The sequence below is a fragment of the Rathayibacter rhapontici genome (assembly GCF_001995175.1).
In the GTDB taxonomy this organism is placed as follows: domain Bacteria; phylum Actinomycetota; class Actinomycetes; order Actinomycetales; family Microbacteriaceae; genus Rathayibacter.
On record NZ_MUKN01000002.1, the window covers coordinates 11,247 to 31,940 of the forward strand.

The window sequence follows — 20,694 nt, forward strand, 5'->3', positions numbered from 1 at the left end:
AAATAGCGGAACCCGGACGTGGAGATCTATTATCGAGATGAAAGCAGTCCGCAATATCTCCGAAACACATTCGAAACGAGGGGCTCCGATGCGGCCGACCCACAAGCCGGACATCTCGCTCACCCAGCTCCGCTACTTCGTCGCGGCGGCGGAACGAGGCAGCATGACCTGGGCCGCCGAGGAGCTGTTCGTCGCGCAGTCGGCGATCTCGACGTCGATCGCGAATCTCGAGAAGTCGCTCGGCACCCAGCTGCTGATCCGGCGACGCGCCAAGGGTCTGCAGCTCACGACGCAGGGGATCGACTTCCTGCAGCGCAGCCGCGGGATCCTGGCCGCGGTGGACGACGCCGTCAGTGCACTGCGACCCGAGAACACCGCCGGGCGGGTGAACGTCGGCTGCTTCCGCACGCTCGCGCCGTTCTACCTCCCGAGCATCGTCAGCGCGCTCGAGGAGGCGCATCCCGAGCTCCAGCTCGACGTCACCGAGCTGCTCGCCGACGCGGTGAACGACGCCCTGCACCACCAGGCCATCGAGATCGCCCTGACCTACGACCTCGGCCTCGACGTCGACATCACGCGCGAGGTGCTGGCCGAGGTGCCGCTCTACGTGACCGTCGGCTCGACGCATCCGCTCGCGGGCCGCTCGGCCGTGCGGCTCGCCGACCTCGTCGACGAGCCCATGGTGCTGCTCGATCTGCCCGTGAGCCGCGACTACTTCCTGCAGGCCTTCACCGACCAGGGGCTCCGACCGTCGGTCCGGTACCGCTTCGCCAACTTCGAGGGCGTCCGCGCGATGGTGGCCAGCGGCCACGGCTTCACGCTGCTCAACCAGCAGCCCAAGCTCAGCTACACCTACTCCGGCGGCGAGCTGCACCGCCTGAGCATCATCGAGCCGACGAGGCCGCTCGACATCGTGCTCGCGCGCCGCACGGATTCGTCACCGATGACGCGCAAGGCGGGGCTGTTCGCCGAGCAGGCGCGCCTCGCCGTCGCGCGGATCATGGGCGCGGGCGGTGCGGAGGCGGCTCAGCCGGCCTCGTAGACCGTCTCCCCGCCGACGACGGTCCGCAGCACCCGGGCGGAGCCGAGAGCGTCCACCTCCCGGAGGTCGCGGTCGACCCACACGAGATCGGCCAGCATTCCCTCGGCGAGCGTCCCGGTCATCGTCTCGAGGCGGTTGATGTAGGCGGCGTTCGCGAGGTACGCGTCGAGCGCCTCCGCCAGCGGCAGCGCCTGCTCCGGCAGGAGCGGCTCCGTCAGGACCACGGCGCCGACGGCGTGCGGATCCTCGGGCACGCCCGTGCGCGTGACGGCCGTGCGCACCGACCAGAGCGGGTTCGGATCGGTGACCGGCCAGTCGCTCCCGCCCACGATCCGCGCCCCCGCGCGGCGCAGGTCGGCGAACGGGAAGTGCCGCCGGGCCCGCTCCGGGCCCAGGAGCGGCAGCTTGCGGGTCCTGATCTCATCGTCGCTCCTCGCCCAGAGCGCCGTGACGTTCGCGGTGGCGTCCAGCGCGCTGAAGCGCACGACGTCGTCGCCGTCGACGAGGTCGAGGTGGGCCAGGTGATGGCGGTTCGCCGAGACGCCCGTGCGCTCGCGCACCGCGGCCAGCGCGTCGAGGCAGCTGCGGACCGCGGCGTCGCCGACGGCGTGGAAGTGGATCTGGAAGCCGGCGGCGTCGAGGGCCGCGGTCGCCCGCTCCAGCTCGTCCGGAGCGAGGAAGGTCACGCCGCGGTCCCCGTCGGTGCCGTCGAAGGGCTCCAGCATCGCGGCCGTCCGGTTCTCGACCATCCCGTCGACCATCACCTTCACCGTGCCCCCGTCCAGCCGGCCGCTCCCGCGGAGCCGCTCCCGGATCGCCACCAGGTCGCCGATCTGATCGATTCCCCGCGTCCTGTCCCACCACAGCGCTGTCACGACCCGGGCCGTGAGCAGACCGCGGCGGTCGAGCTCCTCGTACACGGGCAGCGCGTCCGGGCCGAGGTCCGACACTCCGACCGCCGCGTCCTGCCAGGCCGTGATGCCGACCGAGTGCAGATGCTGCTGCGCAGCGAGGAGGGCGTCGACGAGCACGCCGGGAGCGGGGTCGGCGAGGAGGCCGCCGACGAGGCCGACCGCGCCCTCGACGAGCACCCCCGTGGGCGCGCCGTCGGCGTCCCGGAAGATCCGGCCCCCGTCCGGATCGGGGGTCGCGGCGTCGATCCCGGCCGCCGCGAGCGCGGCGCTGTTGACCCAGACGCCGTGCGCGTCGTGGCTGTGCAGGACCACCGGGCGCGAGGGGACGATGTCGTCGAGGTCCTGCGCCGTGGGGAAGCCGCCGGGGAAGACGTCCCCGAACCAGCCTCCGCCCGAGAGCACCGGGGCGTCGGGGTCGGCCGCCGCGTGCTCGCCGATGATGCGCCGGTAGGCGTCCCGGTCGTGGACGGGGGCCAGGTCGATGCCGAGCAGCTGCAGGCCGGCCAGGAGCGGATGGACGTGCGCGTCCTGGAACCCGGGCAGCAGCGTGCCGCCTCCGAGGTCGACCACGGAGTCCGCCCGCCGCGGGGCGTCGTCGTCGAACGCGACCCGGACGATGCGGTCGCCGGAGGTGACGACGTGTCCGCGCCGGAACTCTCCGGCCCCCAGGTAGAGCAGGCCGTTCGTGTACAGCGTCGTGCGCATGGGGACCCTTCGCGAGCGGAATGTGAGGCTCCCACCGTCGGTCGCCCGTGTTTCGCATTTGTAACGGCGATATTACCGGCGAGTTGCATCTAAATAATCGATGTACGGTGTCGCGGGCGGCTATTTGCACGTGATCGTCCGAGGTCCGGATGCTGGACCCACCCGCCGCTCCTCAGTTCCGGAAGGACATCATGCTCCGCTCCTCAGCCCCCCTCCGCACGGCCCTCGCCCTCACCGGCGCCTCCCTCCTCGGCCTCACCGCCTGCGCGGGTGGTTCCGCCTCGTCCCCCTCCTCCTCCGGCTCCGAGACGGTGGGCATGGGCATCCAGCCCTGGCTCGGATACGGACCCTGGTACGTCGCCGACGAGAAGGGCTACTTCGAGGACGAGGACGTCGACGTGTCCATCACGAGCTTCATGAACGACGCCGACATGAGCGCCGCCTTCGCCTCGGACCGCATCCAGGTCGCGAACGTCGCGAGCCACACCGCCCTGCAGCTGGCGGAGCAGGGCCTCGACATCTCGATCGTCCTGCTCCTGGACGCCTCGCTCACCGCGGACGCGATCCTCACCGACGGATCGATCACCGACGTGGCCGACCTGGCGGGGAAGGACGTGGCGTTCGAGGAGGGCTCGGTCAGCAACCTCCTCCTCGCTACGCCCTGGAGGAGGCGGGCCTCAGCCTCGATGACATCTCCCCGGTGCCGATGGACCCGTCCGAGGCCGCCACCGCCCTGATCGGCGGAAGCGTGCCGGCCGCCGTCACCTACGAGCCCTACATCTCGGAGGCGCGGAACGCCGGCGACTTCGAGGTCGTCTACACCGCCGCCGAGAAGACGGGGCTCATCAGCGATGTGCTGATCGTGGACAACGACTACCTCGCCGAGAACCCCGACGCCGTCCAGAAGGTCGTGAACGCCTGGGGCCCCGCGATCGAGTTCTACCGGTCCGACACCGACGAGGCGCGCGCCATCATCGCCGAGAACGTCGGCAGCGACGTCGAGGCGCTCTCGAGCGCGTTCGACGGCGTCGAGTTCTACTCGCTCGAGGAGAACAAGACCCGGTTCGGCGGCGACTACTCCGAGTCGGTGCTGCCCACGGTCGAGGAGGTCGCCGCGCAGATCGGTCTGCTCGAGGGCGGCGCCGACCTCGCCGGCCTCATCGACGACACGTTCGTCGAAGCCGCATCGTGATCACCGCCCTCGGGCAGGAGGCCCGCCCATGACGATCTCCCCCCAGACCGCGCCCCTCGCGCGGCAGAAGGGCGCCGCCGGCCCGGCCCGGCCCGTCATCGACTCGGCCCTCACTCGGCGGCAGTACATCACCACCGCCGTGCTCGGCTTCCTGGCACTCCTCGTCCTGTGGTCCGCCGTCACCCTCTCCGGACTCGTGAACCCGCTGTTCCTGCCGTCGCCGGCGGCTGTCGTCGGAAAGCTCGGCGAGCAGGCGGTCAACGGCGAGCTCTGGTCGGACATGGGAGTGAGCACCTACCGCGTCATGGTCGGCTTCCTCGCGAGCACGGTGCTGGCGATCCCGATCGGCGTGCTCTGCGGTTCGATCGCCCGTGTGGAGGCGGCCGTCGAGCCGATCATCGACTTCATCCGCTACATGCCCGTCGTGGCGTTCGTCCCGCTGACCATCCTCTGGGTCGGCACGGACGACACGCAGAAGTTCCTCATCATCTTCCTCGGCACGTTCTTCCAGCAGGTGCTGCTGTTCGCCGACGCCGTGCGCCGGGTCCCCGCGTCCTACCGCAACCTCGGGGCCACCCTCGGACTCTCCCGCGAGCAGATCCTGATCCGCATCGTCTTCCCGGCGGCGCTGCCCCGCATCTGGGACGCGCTGCGCATCAGCCTCGGCTGGGCCTGGACCTGGCTCGTCGTGGCCGAGCTCGTCGCCGCCACCTCCGGGATGGGGTACCGCATCACCCAGGCGCAGCGCTTCCTCGAGACCGACCTGATCATCGCCTACGTCATCGTGCTCGGCGTCCTCGGTCTCGTGTTCGACCAGCTCATGCGCGCACTCGGCCGGCGCTTCTTCCGCTACCTGAAGGGACGCTCCTGATGTCGTCGCCCACCCTCGTCCAGCCCAAGGTCCGTGTCGACGGCGTCGACAAGAGGTTCGGCGACGTCCACGCCCTGAGCGACGTGACCCTCACGCTCGGCGAGCAGGAGTTCGTCTCGGTCGTCGGCGCGTCCGGATGCGGCAAGAGCACCCTCCTCTCGATCATCGCCGGGCTCGAGGCGCCGACCGACGGAGTCGCGTCGATCGGAGGAGCCCCCATCCACGGTCCCGGACGCGACCGCGGCGTGGTGTTCCAGTCGGCGACTCTGCTGCCCTGGCTCACCGCTATCGACAACGTCGTCTTCGCCCTGCGCGGGGAGCAGGGGATGTCGCGCAGGCAGCGGGTCGACCGGGCCCGCGACGTGCTCGCGCAGGTCGGTCTGACCGGGTTCGAGGACTCGTTCCCGGCCCAGCTCTCCGGAGGCATGCAGCAGCGGGTGGCGCTGGCCCGCTCTCTCGCCTACGGTCCGGAGGTGCTCCTCATGGACGAGCCGTTCGGCGCCCTGGATGCGCTGACGCGGCGCACGATGCAGGAGCTGCTGACCACCGTGTGGGAGCGCAACCGCATGACGGTCATGCTGATCACCCACGACATCGAGGAGGCCGTCTTCCTCTCGGACCGCGTCGTCGCCATGACCCCGCGCCCCGGGAAGGTGCGCGCGGAGTTCGCCATCGACCTGCCCCGACCGCGCGACCCGGAGGTGATCGGCAGCCCCGAGTTCCACCACTACTACAGCGAGATCCTCGGGCTGATCCACCATGGCTGAGCCGGAGGCGTTCGACTACGTCGTGGTCGGCGGCGGGACGGCCGGCTGCATCCTCGCGGCGCGGCTCAGCGAGGACCCCGACGTCTCGGTGTGCCTGATCGAGGCCGGCCCGAGCGACGAGCACGAGCCGCGGGCGGGCTCCATCCGCCGCTGGGCGGAGATGCTCGAGGGCGAGTACGACCGCGACTACCGCAGCGTCGAGCAGCCACGGGGCAACTCCGCCATCCGGCAGGCCCGTCTGCGGATCCTCGGCGGCTGCTCGACGGCGAACACCATGATCAGCTGGCGCCCGCTGCGGGGGGACCTCGACGAGTGGGCGGCCCTGGGAGTCGACGGCTGGAGCTACGACGCCGTGGCGCCGTACTTCGATCGCCTCGCCACGCCGATCTCCCCGGTCGCTCCCGCCGACCGCAATCCCGCCATCGCCGACGCGGTCGAGGCCGCCGCCTCCGCGCTGGACCTGCCGCGCCGGGCGACGTGGAACGATGTCGAATTCACCGAGGGGGCCGGGTTCTTCGAGATCGGCTACGACCCCGCGACCAACCTGCGCTCCTCCACCTCGCGCGCCTACCTCCACGGTGTCGAGCGGCCGAACCTCACCCTGCTGCTCGGTGCCCTGGTCGACACGGTGCTGATCGAGTCGGGGCGGGCCGTCGGCGTTCGCGCCCGGGTGGAGGAGCAGTGGCGCGAGGTCCGGGCGGACCGAGAGGTCCTCGTGAGCTGCGGAGCGATCGACTCGCCGGCGCTGCTGATGCGGTCGGGCATCGGGCCGACGTCCGTGCTCGCCGATGCGGGAGTCGACGTGCTCGTCGATCTGCCGGGTGTCGGCGAGAACCTGCAGGACCACGCCGAGGGCCTCATCGTCTGGGAGTCGCGGGGCGTCCGCAGCGACGTGTCGGCCACCGGCTGGGACGCGGGCTACGTGCTCCGCGTCGACGCCGACAGCACGGTGCCCGACATCTCCACGCACATCCCTCTGCAGTCCTGGACCGTGCACGCCGAGGCCGCCGGTGCCGAGATCCCGGTGGACAACGTCTCGCTGGCGCCGAACGTCGCGAAGCCGCGCAGCCGAGGGCGTGTCTGGATCACCTCGCCCGATCCCGATGCCGCGCCGTCGATCGACTACCGCGCGTTCACGGACCTCGAGGGGAGGGACGAGCGGATGCTCGTCGAGGGAGTGCGCCTGGCACGCCGCGTCGCACAGGAGGAGCCGTTCGCCTCGCACCTCGTGCGCGAGGTGTTCCCCGGCGAGCACGTGCAGACCGACGCCGATCTCTCCGCCGTGCTGCGGGCGACGCACCAGACCGTCTACCACGTGTCGTGCACGTGCCGGATGGGCGCCGACGACGATCCGCTCGCGGTCCTCGACAGCCAGCTGCGGGTCCGCGGCGTCCGGGGCCTGCGCGTCGTGGACGCGTCGGTCTTCCCGACGCTGCCGGCGCTGAACCCCGTGGGCACGGTCATGACGGTGGCCGAGCGGGCGGTCGACCTGCTGACCGCGGCGCGCATCGGCTGACGTGCCGCTCGTCACTCTCGCGATGCTCGCCTCCTCGGTGCTCGCGACCTGCTGCACGCTCGCAGAACCCCGCGGGCAGGCCCGGACGCGGGCGGCGTCCCTCGTCATGCTGGCCGCGATGATCGACGTCGCCCTGCTCGGCACCGTGCTGCCGCTGCTCTGGGCGGTCGCGGTCGTCGTCTCGGGCGTCGCGTCGTCCGCGAGCCGTTCCACCGAGCCGTGGGAGGCGACGATGAGCGCGCACCGCGGTCTCGCGGCCGTCGCGATGGGCGCTCTCCTCGTGGGTCACTCCGGAGCGGGAGGCCACGCGCACGCGGCGCTCGACGCCTCGTCCGTCATCGTGGTGCTGTGCGTCGTCGTCGTGGTCGGAGGTGCGCTGCTCACTGGGGCGCGGGTGCGGTCGAGCACGACGCCGCGGCAGCGGATCGCCGTCCTCGAGCCGGCGCTGATGGCGGCCGCGGTCGGCCTGATGCTGGTGCGGTGACGCGGGGACCCGGCCGAGACGCGCTCCGCAGGGATCCGGCCCCAGCCACCGTCCCCACGAGAGCGATCCGCCGCGATCTCTGCAGAGGGGTTCGGCGGGAAGTCCGTGACGGAGGGGCGGGTCGGTGTCGTCGATCCGTCGCGAACGGTCGTCTCCGTGAGCGCTCGCTGATCCGGCGTGATCGGTCGTCGCGGAGCGGTTCGACCGGCCTTTCGTGACGGACGGGTGAGCTGGGGTCGTGGAGACGGCGCAGACGGTCGTCGCCGGGAATCCGCCGACTGATCCGGCGTGAGTGGCCGCTGCGGGGCGGGGCGGCCGGCCGTCTGTGACGGATCGATGCCGTCGAGGTCGGAACCGTCGTGGCCGTCTCGCAAAGGTCGCCGCGCACCCCGCGGCCGCGCGCCGACGCCCTGCACAGACAGCGCCCGCCGCCCCCACGAGAACGATCCGCCGCGATCCGCTCCTCCCGGGCAGGGGAGGGGAGCGGATCGCGACGGATCGCGGAGGGGTGGTTCGTCAGGCCCGGGGCGCACCCGCGGGCGTCGTGGCCACCCCGGCCTCGGCGGCGACTTCGCGGGCCACCGGGGAGTCCGGCATCTCGCGCTGCAGCTCGTGCGCCAGCGAGTCGAGCTCGGCACCGCCGGCCATCAGGCCGGTGAGCTCCGCCAGCGAGATCTCGCTCTTCTCGAAGTTGCCGAGGCTCGTGCCGCGGTTCAGGAGGAGGAAGCGGTCGCCGACCGGGTACGCGTGGTGCGGGTTGTGGGTGATGAACACCACTCCGAGGCCCTCGTCGCGCGAGCGGGCGATGTACTTCAGCACCACGCCGGACTGCTTGACGCCCAGCGCGGCGGTCGGCTCGTCGAGGATCAGCACGCGGGCGCCGAAGTGGACGGCGCGGGCGATCGCGACGCACTGGCGCTCGCCGCCCGAGAGGGTGCCGATGGGCTGGTCGACGTCACGGAGGTCGATGCCCATGCGGGCGAGCTCGTCGAAGGTGATCTGCTTCATCGACTTGACGTCCAGGCGGCGGAACGGACCGACGCCCGTCGTCAGCTCGGAGCCGAGGAAGAAGTTCCGCCAGACCGGCATGAGCGGCACGACCGCGAGGTCCTGGTAGACCGTCGCGATGCCGGCCGAGAGGGCGGCGCGCGGCGAGGCGAAGGTGATCGGCTGGCCGTCGAGCAGCAGCGTGCCCTCGGTGGGCGTGTGGGCGCCGGCCAGCATCTTGATGAAGGTCGACTTGCCCGCGCCGTTGTCGCCGAGCACGCAGGTGACCTGGCCTGCGTTCACGGTGGTCGAGACCCCCGCGAGCGCGTTGACGGCTCCGTAGCTCTTGCCGATGTCCCTGACCTCGACGATGGTCGTGCCGACCGGGGTCTTCGGGGTGGCCGGTCGCCCGGTCGAGGGTCCTGCGGTGTCGGTGCTCATCGCCCGCCTCCTGCTCGTGTGCGGACGAAGTTGTTCAGGAGGACCGCGGCGAGCAGCATGCCGCCGAGGACCGTCCGGAGCCAGTTGGTGTCCCACTGGGCGAAGGTGATGCCCTGGAAGACCATGCCGTAGATCAGCGCGCCGAGGGCGGCGCCGATCGCGGAGCCGTAGCCGCCGGTCATCAGGCAGCCGCCGACGACCGCGCAGATGATGTAGATGAACTCCTGGCCGACGCCCGTGTTCGCCTGCACCGTCGAGGTGCGGAAGAGCGAGATCATGCCGACCAGCCACGCCGCTCCGGCCGTTCCCATGAACAGGCCGATCTTGGTCTTGAAGACCGGGACGCCGACCTGGCGCGAGGAGTTGAGGGCGCCGCCGACGGCGAACACCCAGTTGCCGGCGCGGGTGCGCAGCAGGAGCCAGGTGGCCACCGCGGTCACGACGAACCACCAGAGCACCGAGACGTAGAACGTGCCGTTGCCGATCTGGAGGGAGGCGCCGAAGAGCGGCTGGATCGAGTCGTACGCGGGGACCTGGGTCATGCCCTGGATCGCGACCTGCCCGGTGATGAGCTTGGTGACGGCGAGGTCGATGCCCGCGAGGGCGAAGAAGGTGCCGAGGGTCACGATGAAGCTGGGGAGCCCGGTCTTCATCACGAGGACGCCGTTGAGCGCGCCGACGCCGAGGCAGACGACGAGCGAGACGAGGACGGCGACCCAGATGCTCAGTCCGTAGTGGGTGGTCAGGATGCCGACGATCAGCGCCGAGAACCCGGTCATCACTCCGGCCGAGAGGTCGAACTCGCCGCCGATCATGAGCACGGCGACGGCGACGGCCATGATGCCGAAGGTCGAGGCCGACTCGAGCCAGACGCCGGCTCCGGCCAGGCTCAGGAACTGCGGGGTGTAGAGGGAGAAGAACACCAGCACGGCGAGGGCCGCGACGAAGGCGCCGGTCTCGGGCCTGGCGAGGATCTTGCGGATGGGACGCCGCTCGAGGCGGGGCCTCGTCGCGATCGTCACGATGTCTGTCGTCGTCAACGGGGACTCCTGATTCGTGGGACGAGCGGGGGGCCGGGCGCGGGGCGCACCGGCCCCCGTGGGGGTCTGGAGCGGGTCGCGCTCTAGCGGGTGCCGTTGGCGGCGAACTCCGCGACCTCGGCCGCGTTGTCCTCGGTGACGAAGGCCGGGCCGGAGTAGACGGGCTGGCCGCCGCCGATGATGTTGCCGTTGGTCGCGTAGAGCTCGAGCGCGGTCACGCCCAGGAAGCCCTGGACGTAGGGCTGCTGGTCGACCGCGAAGAGGACGCTGCCGGCCTCGACCGCCGAGACGACGTCCTCCGAGAGGTCGAAGGTGCCGATCTGCGCGCTGCTGCCCGACTCCTCGACCGCACCGACCGCGTCGATGGCGTACTGGCCGCCGAGGGTCAGCACTCCGTCGATGGACGGGTCGGCCTGCAGCTTCGACTTGATGGTCGCCTTGACCTCGGCGTCGTTGGTGCCGTCGACCTGCAGGTTGGTCATCGTGCCGCCGAAGGTGCTGGCGGCGGCGGCGCAGCGCTCCTCGAGGCCGACGTTGCCCGCCTCCTGGATCACGCACAGCGCGTTGGTGAGACCGGCGTCGGCGAGCCGCGTGCCCACGGCCTCGCCGGCCACGGACTCGCTCTGGCCGATGTGCGTGAGGGCGCCGAACTCGGCCGAGCGCTCGATGCCGGAGTTGATCGTGACGACGGGGATGCCCGCCGCGACGGCCTTCTCGACGCTGTCGCGGACGCCGTCCGGGTTGGCCATCGAGACGACGATCCCGTCGACGTCCTGCGCGACGGCGTTGTCGATGAGCTGCGACTGCTTCGCCGGGTCGGGGTCGGAGTTGTAGGTGACGGTGGCGGCGTAGTCGGCTCCGGCCGCCTCGGCGCCGGACTTCACGCGGTCCCAGAAGGCGTCGCCGGGTCCGGAGTGGGTGACGACCGCGTAGGTGAGGTCGCCGCCCTCGGTGGTGGTCGCCGCGGTCTCCTGGCCCGTTCCGGTGCAGCCGGTGAGGAGCACTCCGGTCGCCGCCGCCAGGCCGAGGCCGGCGAGGAATCGCTTCTTCATTGAAAAGTCCCTTCGGTTCGGATCACGTCGTGCAGGACGGTCCGGGGTGACGTCGGTGTCGGGTCGAGTATGGGCGAGAGGATCCGTCATGTCAATACATTCTGTCATTGGGCTAGGCTGGGGCTGTTCAGAGTCGAGTACGTCAGGAGCATCGTGTCCTCAACGCCCCGCATCGGAGTAGGCCTGGTCTCGTTGGGATGGATGGGGCGCCTGCATTCGCGGGCGTACCGCGCCGTCCGAGACCACTATCCCGAACTGCCCGCCACCGTGGAGCTGGTCTCGGCCGCCGACACCGACCCAGGAGTCCGCCGCAGCGCCGAGGAGGTCCTCGGCTACCGCCGCACCACCGCGGACTACCGCGAGGTGCTGGCCGATCCCGAGGTCGACGTGGTGTCGATCTGCGCTCCCAACTTCCTGCACCGCGAGGTGGCGCTCGCCGCTGCCGCGGCGGGCAAGCCGTTCTGGATCGAGAAGCCGATGGGGCGCTCCGCCGCGGAGTCGTCCGACATCGCGCGCGCCGCCGCCGCGGCCGGCGTGGTCACCTCGGTCGGCTTCAACTACCGCCACGCGCCCGCCGTCGCGCGCGCCCGCGAGCTCGTGCGCTCCGGCGCGATCGGGACCGTGACCAACGTCCGGGTGAGCCTGCTCGCCGACTACTCCGCCGATCCGCTCGGCGCTCTGACCTGGCGCTTCGTCCGCGAGCGGGCGGGCTCCGGCGTGCTGGGCGACCTGCTGTCGCACGGCGCCGACCTCGCTCAGTTCGTCGCCGGGCGCATCGACTCCGTCACGGGCCTCACCGAGACGTTCATCCGCGAGCGGCCGCTGCCCGGCTCCGGCGCGGCGGGGCACTTCAGCAAGGGCGAGGAGGGCGGGGCGACCGGTCCCGTCGAGAACGAGGACTACGCCGCGCTCCTCGGCCGCTTCGAGTCGGGCGCCGTCGTGGTGCTCGAGTCGAGCCGGGTCGCGATCGGCCCCCGCGCCGAGTACGCGCTCGAGGTGTACGGCACGAGGGGCTCGCTGCGCTGGGACTTCCAGCGCCTGAACGAGCTGCAGTTCGCCGACGACACGAGCGGCTACCGCACGATCATGGCGCAGCCGGGCTTCGGCGACTTCGCCCGCTTCCAGCCGGGAGCCGGCACGAGCATGGGCTTCGACGACCTCAAGACGATCGAGGCGCAGCTGTTCCTGCGCTCGGTGCTGGAGGGGCGCCAGCTGGCGCCGTCGGCCGCCGATGCCTGGTCGGCCGCCGAGATCGTCGAGGCGGCGGTGCGGAGCGACCGGGCGCGGGCGTGGGAGAGCGTCGGGCGCGTGGAGGGCGACACGACGTACGACCTCTGAGACGACGGAGGGGGGCGGGAGCGCTCGGCGCCCCGCCCCCCTCCCGTCGTCGGTGGATCTCGATACGCCCGCTGCGCGGCCTGCTCGATCAGCAGGGCCGCTCGTGCTGGTCGAGTAGCCCCGCAGGGGCGTATCGAGACCCCCGCACCCGGGAGGCGCACCCCGAGACGTCGTCAGGCGAACGCCGCGCGGAAGCGCTCCAGAGCCGTGTCGGAGTCGCCCGAGGGCCACGCCTCCAGGCCCACGACGCGTCGTAGTCCAGCGCGCGCAGCTCGTCCGCGATCGCGGAGTACCGGATCTCGCCCGTGCCGGGCTCGCAGCGCCCGGGCACGTCCGCGACCTGGATCTCGCCGATCCACGGCAGGGCGCGGCGCACGAGCTCGATCAGGTTCCCCTCGCCGATCTGCGCGTGGTACAGGTCGAGGTTCAGGCGCAGCCCCGGGCTGTCGACGGCGCTGACGAGCGCGAGGGTGTCCTCGGCTCGGGCGAACGGCACGCCCGGGTGGTCGACGGCGAGGTTGAGGTTCTCGAGGGTGAAGACGCGCCCGTGCCGCTCGCCGAGCGCGGCGAGCCGGGCGAGGGTGTCGACCGCCCGCTCCCGCTCCTGGGCCGTCACATCGGTCCCGGGGCGCACCGGCAGCCCGTCGGGGTCGAGCCCCGTGCCGTGCAGGTTGAGCCGCGGGGAGTCGATCGTCTCGGCGGCGGCGAGCGACAGCTCCGCGGTGCGCAGCAGCTCCGCGATGCCGTCGGCAGTGATCAGATCGCCGGTGAGGTACCCGGTCATCGACGAGAACGTCGCCCCCGTGGCGGCGAGGGCGGGCAGGTCCTTCGTCGACCAGTCCCAGATCTCGACCTCGAAGCCGAGCTCGTGGAGCCGGCGGACGCGGTCGACGACGGGCAGCTCGCGGAAGAGCATCTCGGCCGAGGCGGCCAGGCGCACGGTCATCGCGGTCTCAGAGCTCGACGGCGACGGAGACGCGCTCGACGGCCGAGCGGGCCGCGGCGTCGGCGAGGATCAGCGCCGCGCGTCCGTCGGCGAACGTCGGGCTGGTCGACTCCTCGCCGCGGGCGAGGCGGATGAACGCGCGCAGCTCCGCGATGTACGCCGCGGAGTACCGCTCCAGGAAGAAGTCCTGGTACGGCGGCTTCGCCTCGACGCTCGACGCGGTCGAGAGGCTGACGAGGCTGGTGAGCGAGTTCGACACCTGCAGCGAGCCGTTCGCGCCGAACGCCTCGATCCGCTGGTCGTAGCCGACGGCGCTGTGGCGCGAGTTGGTGATCGAGACCAGGGCTCCGGAGGAGGAGCGGAGGGTCACCATCGCGGTGTCGAAGTCGCCGTGCTCGCGGGCGCCCGGGTCGAAGGTCGTGGTGCCGGTGGCGGTGACCTCGACGATGTCGGGGAGGAAGAAGCGGGCCATGTCGAAGTCGTGGATCGTCATGTCGCGGAAGATGCCGCCCGACACTCCGATGTACGCGGCGGGCGGCGCCGCCGGGTCGCGGCTGATGATCGAGAGCTGCTCGAGCTCGCCGATCTCGCCGGCCGCCACGCGCGCCCGCGCCTCGGCGAAGGCGGGGTCGAAGCGGCGGTTGAAGCCGAGGGCGATGGGAACGCCCGAGGACTCGACGCGGGGCAGCAGAGCGTCCACGCGGGAGATGTCGAGGTCGATCGGCTTCTCGCAGAGCGCCGGGATCCCGGCCTCGATCGCGGCCTCGAGCAGGTCGACGTGGGTCGCGGTGGGCGAGGCGATCAGCACGGCGTCGATGCCGCCGGACGCGAACATCTCGGCCGCGTCGGTCGTCACGGTGCCGCCGTAGCGGGCCGACACGGCGTTCGCGCCGTCGACGAACGGGTCGCAGACCCAGGAGAGGGAGGCCTCGGGGTCCGCGGCGATGTTCGCGGCGTGCACCTGGCCGATGCGGCCGGTGCCGATGAGTCCGAAGCGGAGCGGGGTCGTGGTCACGTCACTTGTCCTTGCTGCCCCGAAGGGCGTCGGGTGCCCGGGAGAGGGCGGGAGGAGGGGTCAGGCCCAGTCGCGCAGCGCGTCGCGGTTGACGCGCTGGTCGGCGCCGCGCTCGTCGCGGAACTCGGAGATCACGGCGTCGGGCGCGTTCAGGACGTCCTGCTCGACGACGATCCAGCCGTCGTAGCCCAGGAGGTCGACCTCGGTCATCACGGCGGCGAGGTCGATGTCGCCGCGGCCGAACGCGACGAAGGAGCCGGAGGACCAGACCTCGCGCATCCCTCCGCCCGCGGCGAGCACGCGCTGCAGCTCGGCGAGGTCGACGTCCTTGAGGTGCAGGTGGTTGATCCGCGAGCCCCAGCGCTCGACGGCGAGCAGGGGGTCGCCGCCGGCGATGAAGAGGTGGCCGGTGTCGAGGGTGAGGCCGATGTCGACCGCGCCGAGGAAGCGGTCGATCTCCTCCGGCGACTCGATGAACGTGCCGGCGTGGTGGTGGAAGGTCGGCTCGAAGCCGGCCGCGCGGGTGAGCTCCACGGCGCGCTCCACGTTGGCGACGAGGGTCGACCAGCGCTCCTCGCCGAGCGGATCGGTCTCGGCGCCGCGACCGGGGGAGGCGCGTCGCGCGTCCGAGCCGTCGTCGGCGAAGGTCGGCAGGGGGAGCCGCGCGGGCCCGCCCTCGGAGGCCTCGGAGAAGATCCGGAGCGTCTCGTGCAGCTGGGGGAGCGCGGCGGTGAAGGCCTCGTCGTCCGAGAAGGGGAGCTGGATCCAGCCGCCGGCGAGGTCGAGTCCGCCGCGCTCGAGGCGGTGGCGCAGCTCCGCGCCGCGGCCGAGGTAGCCGACGGGGCCGAGGTCGACTCCGGTGTAGCCGGTCTCGGCGAGCACGTCGACCAGCTCGTCGGGGCCGACGACCTCGGCGCCCTCGGGGGTGAGCTCGAACACGCCGAAGCTGACGGGGGCCCCGGCGACGGACGCCTTCATCGGTCGCCCCGGTGAGGGGCGGTGGCGCGCGGGAGTGCTCTGCTCATACGACGGTGTACGACTTCCTCGAGAGGGGCTGGTTATGTCCTTACAATAGCACAAGGCCTCCGAGGCGCGGCGGTCGGGAGTCGTGGACGCCGCCCGCTACCGGACGACGGCGGCCGTGGTCGCCGAGGTCCGGGCGGTGGTCGTGTAGCCGGCCTTCTTCCCGGTCGCGGTGACGGTGATCCTCGTGCCGGCGGTGGCGCTGGTCGGCCGGTACGTCGACGAGACGGCGCCGCTGATCGCGGTCCCGTTCGTCCGCCACTGGTACGAGACGGTGACCGGCGCCGGACCCCAGGCGCCGGGACTCGCCGTGAGCAGCGCACCGACCTTCGCCGTGCCGGTGACCGTCGGTGCGGACGCGACGATCGTGCCGGCCGCCACGGCCGCGGTGGGCGCCGAGCTGCGGGTGGCGGTCGTGAAGCCCGTCTTCGCTCCCGTCACGGTGACGGAGATCGTCTTCCCCAGGGTGGCGCTGGAGGGCGTGTAGGTGCTGCCCGTCGCGCCGGTCAGCGCCGTTCCGCCGGCCTTCCACTGGTAGGTGAACGAGACCGGAGCGGGCCCCCACGCGCCGGGGACGGCGGTGAGGACGGAGCCGACCTTCGCGGTGCCGGAGACGGTCGGCGTCGCCGCGGTCAGAGTGCCGGAGGCGACGGCCGCGGTCGCCGACGAGGTGCGGCTCGCCGCCGCGTACCCGGTCTTCGTCCCGGTGACCGTGACGGTGATCGCCTTGCCGAGCGTCGCGCTCGAGGGCCTGTACGTGGCGGCGGTCGCCCCGCTCAGCGGGGAGCCGTCGGCCCGCCACTGGTAGGCGTGGGCCACCGGAGCGGGACCCCAGACCCCCGGGTCCGCGGTGAGGGTCGAGCCCACTCGCGCGCTGCCCGTGATCGTCGGGACGGCGGAGGTGAGAGGGGTGCTCGGCGCGAGGCGGACGGTCGCGCCGGGTCCCGTCCCGATCGCGGTGACGGCCTGCACGGTGAAGGCGTAGCCCGCGTCCGTCCGCAGGTCGGTGAACGTCTGCGAGCGCGCCGAGGACGGCAGGACGGTGGACCACGGTCCTGCGCCGGAGGCGTCCGTGCCGTCGCGCGCGACCCGGTAGCCGGTGACGGGCGAGCCGCCGTCCGACGCGGGCGGCGACCAGCTGACGGTCGCGGACCGCGCCCCGGCGTTCGCGATCGCGGTGACGGCGGTCGGCGCTCCCGGGACGGTGACGCGCGGAACGGTGACCGCGGCCGATCCGGTCGCTCCGCTCCCGACGGCGTTGATCGCCCGGACGCTCAGCTCGTAGGACGACCCGGCGGCCAGGTCGGTGAAGCGCTGCGAGCGCGCCGTCGCGGGGACGACCGTCGACCACGGGCCGTTGCCCGCCGCGTCCGTCCCGGTGCGCGAGACCCGGTAGCCGGTGACGGGCGAGCCGCCGTCGGAGGTCGGGGGCGCCCAGGTCAGCGTCGCCGTGCGGTCCGCGGTTCCCGTGGTCGCGCGGACGGAGGTCGGTGACAGCGGGGCCGTGGCGCCCGCGGCGTACAGGAGCCGGCTCGTCGATCCGTGCTGGTCCTGGATCGCCGACGTGGCGGTCGAGGTCACGAGCGCGGTCAGGCGCGCCGGGGTCGCCGAGGGCTCGGCCTGGAGGAGCCGGCCGACGACGCCCGAGACGTGCGGGGCCGCCATGGACGTCCCGCTCAGGACGGCGGTGGCCGAGTCCGACCACGGCGCGGCCGAGAGCACGGACGATCCCGGCGCCCAGACGTCGAGGCAGGGTCCGTGGTTGGAGTAGTAGGCGGGCCCGTCGTCCTGCTGCGTCGCGCCGACGGTGAGGGCGGCGGGCGCGCGGGCGGGGCTCACGGCGCAGGCGTCGACGGCGTCGTTCATCGCCGCGACCACGACCGGGATCCCGCTGTCGACGGCCCGCTGCACGGCCTCGTCCAGCGGGGCGTACTCGCCGCCGCCGCCGCTGATGTTGATCACGGACGGGCCGGTCCGCGCGCCGATGACCCAGTCGAGGGCCGCGACCATGTCGCTCATCCAGCCCTGGCCGGAGCAGTCCCAGATGCGGACCGGGACGATCCGGATGTCCTTCGCGACGCCGGAGGACGCTCCTCCGATCGTGCCTGCGACGTGGGTGCCGTGGCCGTTGCAGTCGGCCCGGGCGTCGTCGTCGTAGTCGACGAGGTCCGTTCCGCCGCCCACCCGTCCGCCGAACTCGTCGTGGCTCGCCTGCACACCGGTGTCGAGGACGTAGGCGGTCACTCCGGACCCTGTCGTCGCGTATCGGTACGCGGAGTCGCCGGTCGTCGTGCGCTGGTCGATGCGGTCGAGACCCCAGGTCGGATCGGTCTGCTCGGCGCTCGCCCGCGACACGACGTCCGCCGTGACGTCGACGACGGACGGGAGCCGGCGCAGAGCGGCGGCCTCGGTGCTCGTCAGCTCGGCGGCGAAGCCGGTCAGCGCGCGGCTGTAGCGGTGCAGGATCCGATCGAGCGGCACGGAGCCGGTCGCGGTCGTCCCCGCCGCCGTGCGCACGAGGTAGCGGCTGTACGAGGCGGACCCCGCCTCGGCCGCCGTCGCACCGGGAGCGCCGAGGGCGATGAGGGCGAGTGCCGTGACGACCGCGCTCCAGGCGGGGACCGTTCTTCTGCGGGTCACGTGACTGCTTCCGTGTGCGCCGCGCGGAGCGCGGGAGAGGGGGGTCCGCGGTCGACGAGCGCGAGGGGGCGCCCGGCGCCGGTCCGCCTGTCGCAGGACCGTCACCGCGCGAGAACGCTATCCGCCGGCGGCCTCCCGTGATCCCCCCTCTTCGGTTCGACCAGGAGCCGCGGCGAGGCGTGCTCCCGTCGACGGCGGCGATCTGCAGGTGCTCGCACGGTCTGCAGGTGCACGCACGGTCTGCAGGGGATCCGGCCGGGTGAGCCCCTTCCTCCGCTCGCCTCCGCTGCCCACCCCGCGCATCCCCTGCGGATCGAACCGGCACCCGCCGGCAGCCCCGCCGCGCCTGTGGAGAGCCCTGGCCGCCGAGCGAGCACCCCGGCACGGGGTGTGGAGGCCGCTGGCCGCGGAACGCGCCCCGCACCCCCGAAGCCTGCGCACCACCTGATGCGGCAGGACGACCACCGCCGGGCGCACGTCTTCATCGTGTGCCGCACCTCGCCGGCACCGCGGTCTCCGGGCCGCGACCCCGTCGTCACAGGAGAAGATCATGAGCAACGTCACCCCCGGCACCCTCGCCACCGGCTCGGCCAAGCACGGCACCGCCACCTCGACCGGCAAGAACACGATCGCCGACGGCGTCGTCGAGAAGGTCGCCGGCATCGCGGCCCGCGAGGTCCCCGGCGTGCACGACCTGGGCGGCGGAGCGGCCCGCGCCCTCGGCGCCATCCGCAACGCCATCAACGCGCAGGACCGCGGCCAGGGCATCTCGGTCGAGGTCGGCGAGAAGCAGGTCGCCGCCGACATCACCGTCGTCGCCGAGTACCCCGTCGCGCTGCAGAAGCTCGCCGACAGCATCCGCACCGCCGTCTCCGAGGCGATCTCCTCGGTCGTCGGCATGGAGGTCACCGAGGTCAACGTGACCGTCGCCGACGTGCACATCCCCTCGGACGACAAGGACGACGACGCCGAGAGCCGCGTTCAGTGAGTCCGTCCACCACGGGCCTCGTCCTCGGCGCGGTCCTCGCGCTGACGGCGATCGTCCTCGGCTTCGGCGCGTTCGTCGTCGTGGCTCTGGGCATGGGCATCGGGTTCGGAGTCGGCCGCGTCGTCGAGGGCAGGCTCGATCTGCGCTCGCTCGGCGACACCCTCCGCGGGCGGCGTCGTCGTGACCGCGGCGGTGATGGCCGACCCGGCCCGCCACGGCCGAACGACGATCTCCTCGCGCGCGGTGCGCCGGATCGTGTCGGCCGTCACCGCGGACGCGCTCGACGTCGGCCCGTCCGACGTCTCGGTGGACCTCGACGACGACGGCGGCTCGCTGCACGTCGTCGCCCAGGCTCCGATCCGCGTGTCCCCGCTCGGCGAGACCGATCGGCGCTCCTCCGGGACGCTGCTCGAGCGGCTCGCCGAGGCGCAGACCACCATCCGCGACCGCTGCCTCGAGCTGACCGGCTCGAGCATCGGCCGCGTCGACCTCCGGATCACCGGTGTCGACCTCCGAGAACGAAGGAGGGTGTCGTGACGACTCCCGCTCATCCGTCGCCTGACGCCCTCTACCGGCGTCTCGTGCGGCGCGAGACCCACTCGTCCCGCTCCGGATCGGCGATCGCCCTGGCGATCCTCCTGATCCTGCTGTTCGCGTGGCTGGGCACGGAGGCGGTGCTGGCGGTCCTCGGACAGCCCGCGCTGCTCGTCGCCCCGCAGGACGGCGCGTCCTCGCTGCTCCAGGCGGCCGGCGCCCCCATCGCGCTGACCGCCGCGGCCGGAGCCGTGCTCGCGGCGATCGGCTTCGTGCTGGTCGTGCTGTCGTTCGCCCCCGGTCGCCGCGGTCGCCGCAGCGCCGGGATCGACCGCACGGCCGCCGTGGTCGACGACCGGGTGATCGCGCAGAGCGTCGCCCGCGCCGCCGCCTACGCCGGCGGTGTCGATCCCGACCAGGTCCAGGTCTCGGTCGGACGCCGCGGAGTCGGCGTCACAGTCCAGCGCACCAGCGGTGTCTCGACCGATACGGCGAGCATCCGCGAGGCCGTCGACGCCGAGCTCGGGAGCTACGACGTCAGTCCCGCGCTCAAGGCCCGCATCCGCGTCTTGGAGAAGGGATCGGTCCGATGACCACCACCAACCGCGCCCTGAACCGCCTGCTCCTGCTGCTGGTCGGTCTCGTGCTGCTCGCGGTCGGAGGAGCGGTCGCCGTCGGCGCGCTGCTCCCCGACGTCCAGCAGACCGTGTCGAGCGCCGCGGACGACGCGAGCGGACCCGCGTCCGACGCGCTGTCCGGATCGCAGCCCTGGATCCTCTGGGTCACCGCGGCCGTGGCGCTCGTGCTGATCCTGCTGCTGCTGCGCTTCATCGTGCGGCAGGGGCGCGGACGCACGTCGACGCTCCTGCGCGTCTCGGCGGGCTCCGGCGGATCCACTCCGACCGGCGGCACGCTCACGCTCGACGCGAAGGTCGCCGAGCAGGTGCTCGAGGAGGCGCTGACGCGCGATCCGGGCATCGTCTCGGTCGACGTCACCGCGTTCGACATCCGGCACCGCCGGGTGCTGCGCATCACCGCGCACACCCGCCGCGGGGTGTCGCCCATGCAGACGCGTCGCACGGTCGACACCGCCGTGCGCCGCTGGGACGCGGTCCTCGGCGAGGAGACCCCCGTCGTCGTCCAGATCGTCAGCGGCCTCCGCAGCCGGATGAGCTCCGCCTCCCGGGTGGAGTGACGCG

The 20,694-nt window shown here is 72.5% G+C and carries 19 protein-coding genes and 1 pseudogene; 11 read left to right on the top strand and 9 right to left on the bottom strand.

The features are described 5' to 3' along the window. Positions 1-88: 88 nt before the first annotated feature. Positions 89-1,042, top strand: coding sequence for a LysR family transcriptional regulator (locus B0T42_RS00895; protein ID WP_158077997.1), 954 nt, complete (start codon positions 89-91; stop codon positions 1,040-1,042). Here B0T42_RS00895 and B0T42_RS00900 read toward each other — a convergent pair. Continuing rightward, positions 1,027-2,661 carry an amidohydrolase gene (locus tag B0T42_RS00900; RefSeq protein WP_077221567.1) on the bottom strand — a complete coding sequence of 545 codons (1,635 nt, stop codon included), beginning with the start codon at positions 2,659-2,661 and terminating at the stop codon, positions 1,027-1,029. The genes B0T42_RS00895 and B0T42_RS00900 overlap by 16 nt on opposite strands. A 191-nt stretch (positions 2,662-2,852) precedes the next feature. Between B0T42_RS00900 and B0T42_RS21790 the strand changes: the two are divergent. From B0T42_RS21790 to B0T42_RS00930, 5 genes and pseudogenes are all read left to right on the top strand, one after another. Further along, positions 2,853-3,583: pseudogene (locus B0T42_RS21790) on the top strand (ABC transporter substrate-binding protein); the annotation flags it as partial. Positions 3,584-3,881: 298 nt separating this feature from the next. Then, positions 3,882-4,724, top strand: coding sequence for an ABC transporter permease (locus B0T42_RS00915; RefSeq protein ID WP_077221569.1), 843 nt, complete (start codon positions 3,882-3,884; stop codon positions 4,722-4,724). Continuing rightward, positions 4,724-5,491, top strand: a complete 768-nt coding sequence (locus B0T42_RS00920; protein ID WP_077221570.1) for an ABC transporter ATP-binding protein — start codon at positions 4,724-4,726, stop codon at positions 5,489-5,491. The genes B0T42_RS00915 and B0T42_RS00920 overlap by 1 nt, the downstream gene beginning before the upstream one ends. Then, positions 5,484-7,007: a GMC family oxidoreductase gene (locus tag B0T42_RS00925; RefSeq protein WP_077221571.1), complete on the top strand. Its 1,524-nt coding sequence runs from the start codon at positions 5,484-5,486 to the stop codon at positions 7,005-7,007. Before B0T42_RS00920 ends, B0T42_RS00925 begins: the two co-directional genes overlap by 8 nt. 1 nt (position 7,008) lies before the next feature. Continuing rightward, complete coding sequence (locus B0T42_RS00930) at positions 7,009-7,491, top strand: hypothetical protein (protein WP_077221572.1); 483 nt, start codon at positions 7,009-7,011, stop codon at positions 7,489-7,491. A 516-nt stretch (positions 7,492-8,007) separates the two neighbouring features. Here B0T42_RS00930 and B0T42_RS00935 read toward each other — a convergent pair. The 3 genes from B0T42_RS00935 to B0T42_RS00945 all read right to left on the bottom strand — a co-directional run bounded on the left by B0T42_RS00935 (position 8,008) and on the right by B0T42_RS00945 (position 11,011). Further along, on the bottom strand, positions 8,008-8,919 hold the full coding sequence (locus tag B0T42_RS00935) for an ATP-binding cassette domain-containing protein (RefSeq protein ID WP_077221573.1): 912 nt from the start codon (positions 8,917-8,919) through the stop codon (positions 8,008-8,010). Further along, the gene (locus B0T42_RS00940; protein ID WP_077221574.1) at positions 8,916-9,959 is read right to left on the bottom strand and encodes an ABC transporter permease; all 1,044 of its coding nucleotides are present in this window, start codon (positions 9,957-9,959) and stop codon (positions 8,916-8,918) included. The genes B0T42_RS00935 and B0T42_RS00940 overlap by 4 nt, the downstream gene beginning before the upstream one ends. Positions 9,960-10,042: 83 nt before the next feature. Further along, positions 10,043-11,011 carry a substrate-binding domain-containing protein gene (locus tag B0T42_RS00945; protein WP_077221575.1) on the bottom strand — a complete coding sequence of 323 codons (969 nt, stop codon included), beginning with the start codon at positions 11,009-11,011 and terminating at the stop codon, positions 10,043-10,045. Positions 11,012-11,164: 153 nt separating this feature from the next. On the opposite strand from B0T42_RS00945, the gene B0T42_RS00950 reads away from it, so the two are divergent. Continuing rightward, positions 11,165-12,349 (top strand): Gfo/Idh/MocA family protein, encoded by a 1,185-nt coding sequence (locus tag B0T42_RS00950; RefSeq protein WP_269087477.1) that lies wholly within the window; start codon positions 11,165-11,167, stop codon positions 12,347-12,349. Positions 12,350-12,437: 88 nt separating this feature from the next. Here B0T42_RS00950 and B0T42_RS00955 read toward each other — a convergent pair whose 3' ends face one another. The 4 genes from B0T42_RS00955 to B0T42_RS00970 all read right to left on the bottom strand — a co-directional run bounded on the left by B0T42_RS00955 (position 12,438) and on the right by B0T42_RS00970 (position 17,973). Next, positions 12,438-13,295, bottom strand: coding sequence for a TIM barrel protein (locus tag B0T42_RS00955; protein ID WP_236720039.1), 858 nt, complete (start codon positions 13,293-13,295; stop codon positions 12,438-12,440). A 7-nt stretch (positions 13,296-13,302) separates the two neighbouring features. After that, complete coding sequence (gene iolG, locus B0T42_RS00960) at positions 13,303-14,310, bottom strand: inositol 2-dehydrogenase (RefSeq protein WP_077221577.1); 1,008 nt, start codon at positions 14,308-14,310, stop codon at positions 13,303-13,305. A gap of 60 nt (positions 14,311-14,370) precedes the next feature. Continuing rightward, positions 14,371-15,288 carry a sugar phosphate isomerase/epimerase family protein gene (locus tag B0T42_RS00965; RefSeq protein ID WP_077221578.1) on the bottom strand — a complete coding sequence of 306 codons (918 nt, stop codon included), beginning with the start codon at positions 15,286-15,288 and terminating at the stop codon, positions 14,371-14,373. A gap of 144 nt (positions 15,289-15,432) precedes the next feature. Continuing rightward, positions 15,433-17,973 carry a S8 family serine peptidase gene (locus B0T42_RS00970; protein WP_158077998.1) on the bottom strand — a complete coding sequence of 847 codons (2,541 nt, stop codon included), beginning with the start codon at positions 17,971-17,973 and terminating at the stop codon, positions 15,433-15,435. A gap of 550 nt (positions 17,974-18,523) precedes the next feature. Here B0T42_RS00970 and B0T42_RS00975 point away from each other — a divergent pair. Continuing rightward, on the top strand, positions 18,524-18,961 hold the full coding sequence (locus B0T42_RS00975; RefSeq protein WP_077221580.1) for an Asp23/Gls24 family envelope stress response protein: 438 nt from the start codon (positions 18,524-18,526) through the stop codon (positions 18,959-18,961). Here B0T42_RS00975 and B0T42_RS22155 read toward each other — a convergent pair. Beyond that, positions 18,955-19,230, bottom strand: a complete 276-nt coding sequence (locus tag B0T42_RS22155; RefSeq protein ID WP_173892270.1) for a hypothetical protein — start codon at positions 19,228-19,230, stop codon at positions 18,955-18,957. The genes B0T42_RS00975 and B0T42_RS22155 overlap by 7 nt on opposite strands. Between B0T42_RS22155 and B0T42_RS00985 the strand changes: the two genes are divergently transcribed. The 3 genes from B0T42_RS00985 to B0T42_RS00995 are packed head-to-tail and all read left to right on the top strand — an operon-like array spanning position 19,217 to position 20,690. Continuing rightward, positions 19,217-19,498 (top strand): hypothetical protein, encoded by a 282-nt coding sequence (locus B0T42_RS00985; RefSeq protein WP_236720047.1) that lies wholly within the window; start codon positions 19,217-19,219, stop codon positions 19,496-19,498. The two genes, B0T42_RS22155 and B0T42_RS00985, sit on opposite strands and share 14 nt — an antisense overlap. After that, positions 19,495-20,088: an Asp23/Gls24 family envelope stress response protein gene (locus tag B0T42_RS00990; protein ID WP_077221653.1), complete on the top strand. Its 594-nt coding sequence runs from the start codon at positions 19,495-19,497 to the stop codon at positions 20,086-20,088. The genes B0T42_RS00985 and B0T42_RS00990 overlap by 4 nt, the downstream gene beginning before the upstream one ends. After that, positions 20,085-20,690, top strand: coding sequence for a hypothetical protein (locus B0T42_RS00995; protein ID WP_077221581.1), 606 nt, complete (start codon positions 20,085-20,087; stop codon positions 20,688-20,690). The genes B0T42_RS00990 and B0T42_RS00995 overlap by 4 nt, the downstream gene beginning before the upstream one ends. The last annotated feature ends 4 nt before the right edge of the window (positions 20,691-20,694 follow it).